3 protein-coding genes are annotated in these 3,506 nt (G+C 64.2%); 1 reads left to right on the top strand and 2 read right to left on the bottom strand.

Annotated features, from left to right (window positions below):
- A partial coding sequence (locus HUU94_RS08115) for a GAF domain-containing protein (RefSeq protein ID WP_174274584.1) occupies positions 1–519 on the bottom strand: 519 nt, incomplete at its 3' end.
- Between the two features lie 579 nt (positions 520–1,098).
- On the opposite strand from HUU94_RS08115, the gene HUU94_RS08105 reads away from it, so the two are divergent.
- Positions 1,099–2,385 carry an MFS transporter gene (locus HUU94_RS08105; protein ID WP_174274582.1) on the top strand — a complete coding sequence of 429 codons (1,287 nt, stop codon included), beginning with the start codon at positions 1,099–1,101 and terminating at the stop codon, positions 2,383–2,385.
- A 174-nt stretch (positions 2,386–2,559) separates the two neighbouring features.
- On the opposite strand, the gene HUU94_RS12670 is transcribed toward HUU94_RS08105, so the two are convergent.
- The gene (locus tag HUU94_RS12670; protein WP_217429591.1) at positions 2,560–3,123 is read right to left on the bottom strand and encodes a helix-turn-helix domain-containing protein; all 564 of its coding nucleotides are present in this window, start codon (positions 3,121–3,123) and stop codon (positions 2,560–2,562) included.
- Positions 3,124–3,506: the final 383 nt, after the last annotated feature.

Below are 3,506 nucleotides of genomic sequence, written 5' to 3'. Positions count from 1 at the left end.
CTCGGCGACGGCGCGGCGCAGCTCGAGCTGTGTCATCACCTGGTGCGCCAATATCTCGAGGGTACGCTTCTGATGATCGTCGATGCCGTGAGGGCGGGGCGCGGTGTCGAGTACGCACAGCGTGCCAAGCGGCAGCCCTTCCGGCGTCTTCAGGAGCGCGCCCGCATAAAAGCGCAGCCCCGGCTCGCCGGTCACGAGCGGATTGCAGTCGAACCGCGGATCGCGGGTGGTATCCGGCACGACCATGATACCGGACTGGAGGATCGCGTGGGCGCAGATCGATACGTCGAGCGGCAGCTCGTCGGCGCCGATCCCGACCTCGGCCTTGAACCACTGCCGGCCGTCCGCGATCAGGTTGACGACCGCGATCGGTGCCTGGAACACCTCGGCGATCAACCGGACGACATCGTCGAACTCGGCTTCGCGCGGCGTGTCGAGGATGCCGTAGCGGTCGAGCGCCGCCAGCCGATCGGCCTCGATCCACGGCACGGACGGCGGCGAGCCGGGGCTGGTCGACATCTCGTCCGAACTCACTAGCGGCGGGCCCCTCTGATTTTATCCGTCAAAGCTGCCTTTCGTTACCGCAAGCAAGGCGCTTCGCCATGTCCAAATCGCTGAACGCCGAAATCGCTGCATCGACGGTGATGCCGCCGCAAACCTGCTGCGCCAACGCCGCATTCGACCGAACCTACTATGTTTGAAAATGGCGCCCATCCAGCACAAGCTCAAACAATCAAAGACCGGGCCGACTTTCGACCGGAGGGAGAATGGTGCGCCGTACAGGATGAGCATGACGAATATTTTCGCCATTCCTACTACCCTAAGGCCCACTGAAGCCGCCGTCCTCTGCTGCGTACCGCCGCGTGTAATCGTGAGCGCTGCAAGCATCTCCCCTAAAAGCGAAATTCTGTGGATCGACCGCGACGGCGAGCTTCGGCGCAATCTCGATCTCGACGTCGATAGGCGGCGCGGTCGCACGCGGCGGCACGGCAATTGAGCCTTGACCATAGTAACAGCACGAAGCGGTCCAGAGCTTGCCCAAGCCGTGCCCAAAAGCTCATGCGGCTCGTTACTGCCCGACGAGGACAGGATCGAACGATGGCGACGATTGCAGCGGCCGGAGAAGACGAACGAGGTCGGAACGCGGACGCGGCGCGGGGCAAGCGCGCGCTCCAAGCCCTCAACTTTTTCATGGCCGATATGCAGGCGGGGATCGGCCCGTTCCTGGGCGTGTTCCTGCAACAGCGTGGATGGGCAACGGGGCCGATCGGCACGGTAATGACCGCGGGCGGGGTCGCCGGGATGCTGGTCACTGCGCCGGCCGGGGCGTTCATCGACCACACCACAAAGAAGCGCATGGTGGTCGTGGTCACGGGCATCTGCACCGTCGCAGCCTCGTTCCTGATCCTGCTCTCGCAATCGATCTGGGTCGTCACCGTCAGCCAAGTGGCGACCGCCATCGCCGGTGCCGCGATCGGCCCGGCCGTTGCGGGCATGACGCTCGGGATCGTTCGTCAAAAAGGCTTCAATGCGCAGAACGGGCGCAATCAAGCGTGGAATCATGCCGGCAACATGGTCGGCGCAGGCCTCTCCGGGTGGCTCGGGTGGACGTTCGGGATGCCGGCCATCTTCTATCTCGCCGCTGTGTTCGGGGCGCTTGCCGTTACATCGGTGCTGCTCATTCCTGAGCGCGCGATCGACCACCAAGCCGCGCGCGGGCTCGAAAAGGGGGACGGCGACGCTACCGGAAGCGGCCAGGCCGAAGGGTTCCGCGTGCTGCTGCGGAACAAGCCGATGCTGATCCTCGCCGCTTCGCTCGCCTTCTTCCATCTCGGCAACGGCGCGATGCTGCCGCTCTACGGCCTCGCCGTGGTCGGCGCGGGCAAGGGCAATCCTGCCCTGTTCACGGCCACGACCGTGGTGGTCGCGCAAGCGGTGATGGTCATCACCTCGCTGATCGCGATGCGGGTGGCGGCGGGCAAGGGCTACTGGCTGATCATGCTGATCTCGTTTGCGGCGCTGCCGGTGCGCGGGCTGATCGCTGGTTCCGTCATCGAGCATTGGGGCGTGTGGCCCGTCCAGGTGCTGGACGGCATCGGCGCGGGGCTGCAAAGCGTCGCGGTGCCGGGGCTGGTCGCATGCCTGCTCAATGGCACGGGCCGGGTGAACGTCGGCCAAGGCGCGGTGATGACGGTCCAGGGGCTCGGCGCGTCGCTCAGCCCCGCGATCGGTGGCTGGCTCGCTCAGCTCCTCGGCTATCGCGTCGCTTTTTTCATCCTGGGCGGGTTCGCCTTGGGGAGTCTGGCGCTGTGGCTGGGGTTCGCCACAACGTTGCGGCCGGCGTGCGCCGGGGTTCGGAACGACACGCAACCGCCTGCGGCATGACGGGCGCGCTGCCCGCCTGGCTCATCTGCATCGCAGCGACTGCCGGGTCATTGCGCGCCCATTCCGCTGGCTAGAGGCAATCTGGGCGGTCCTGCTGGTGGCGTTCGGGCTCTTGCCGGTAGGTCGGCGCTCGGCGCGGTCGCGAAGGGCATCTCCGCCGCCGGAAAGGCTCTTCTAGCCTATGCCGTCGAGCAACGACGCTGCCTCTGTTTCGAGCGCGCGGCAGAGCCGCACGAACTCCCACATGTCGATGCGCCGCTGTCGGCGTTCGAGACTGCTGATGAAGGCTTGGTTCTCTCCGAAGCGCGCGCCTAGCTCAGTCTGCGTCAGCTTCAGCTCACGACGACGCGCGATGAGCCTCTCGACGAGGGCGATATACGGCGCGGCGTGAACCGATTTGCGGTCGTTCGGCATGATGAATGCCACGATCGCACTGGAAAATCCGATACTGAAAAATCCAGTATTGACTCTTCCTCGCGGCGCGCCGACCTTGCGACCGCGACTCGCGGGGGGGCGAATGCCGGAATCATACTCATGAGTTTGTCCAACCGGTCGGGACGATGCCCTATCTGCGGCAAACCCATGGCCGCACCGATGGCCGAGCATCCTGACTGCTACGAGTTTTGGGCCGTCCGGGCGGAAAGCGCGGATGAATAAGGAGAACATGATGAGAAAGTTTGCGGTCGCTGTGATCGGCAGCACGTTGATACTAGCTTCGAGCGCCGCTGGTGCCGCCACCTGGACCTTCCAGCTATCGTATCTAAACGGTGGCGGCTTCAATGGCCCGGGAGGGCCGGTCTCTTTTTCTGGCACCTTCGACGCATCGACGCTTGCTGGCGACGGAAACTATATTCTCGATGCCATCAGCGGCACCGGCACAGACGCTCGTTATGGGCCGAGCATCCTTATGATTACGGGTCTGTCGAGCGGAGGCAACGCTTCTAGAGTCAGACTCGATCACGATTGCACGTATCCGGAGTGGCGGATGTAATTGGAGCATTCGCTTGGCGTGAAGCGATTAAGGATGATTTTGAGGGCGTCGCCGATGGCGTCGAAGGACCGCGGTGCCGCCCTTCGGAGCAATGCCTTGAGCTTTGCGAAGATCTGCTCGATCGGATTGA

The organism is Sphingomonas bacterium (assembly GCF_903644055.1).
GTDB lineage: Bacteria > Pseudomonadota > Alphaproteobacteria > Sphingomonadales > Sphingomonadaceae > Sphingomonas_I.
Note: the sequence above shows the minus strand (reverse complement) of the source record. Positions and strands in the feature narration are given on the sequence as shown.

Bases quoted from the DNA above. Each gene is read 5' to 3' on its own strand.
- HUU94_RS08105 (WP_174274582.1), top strand. From the start codon at position 1,099: ATGGCGACGATTGCAGCGGCCGGAGAAGACGAACGAGGTCGGAACGCG.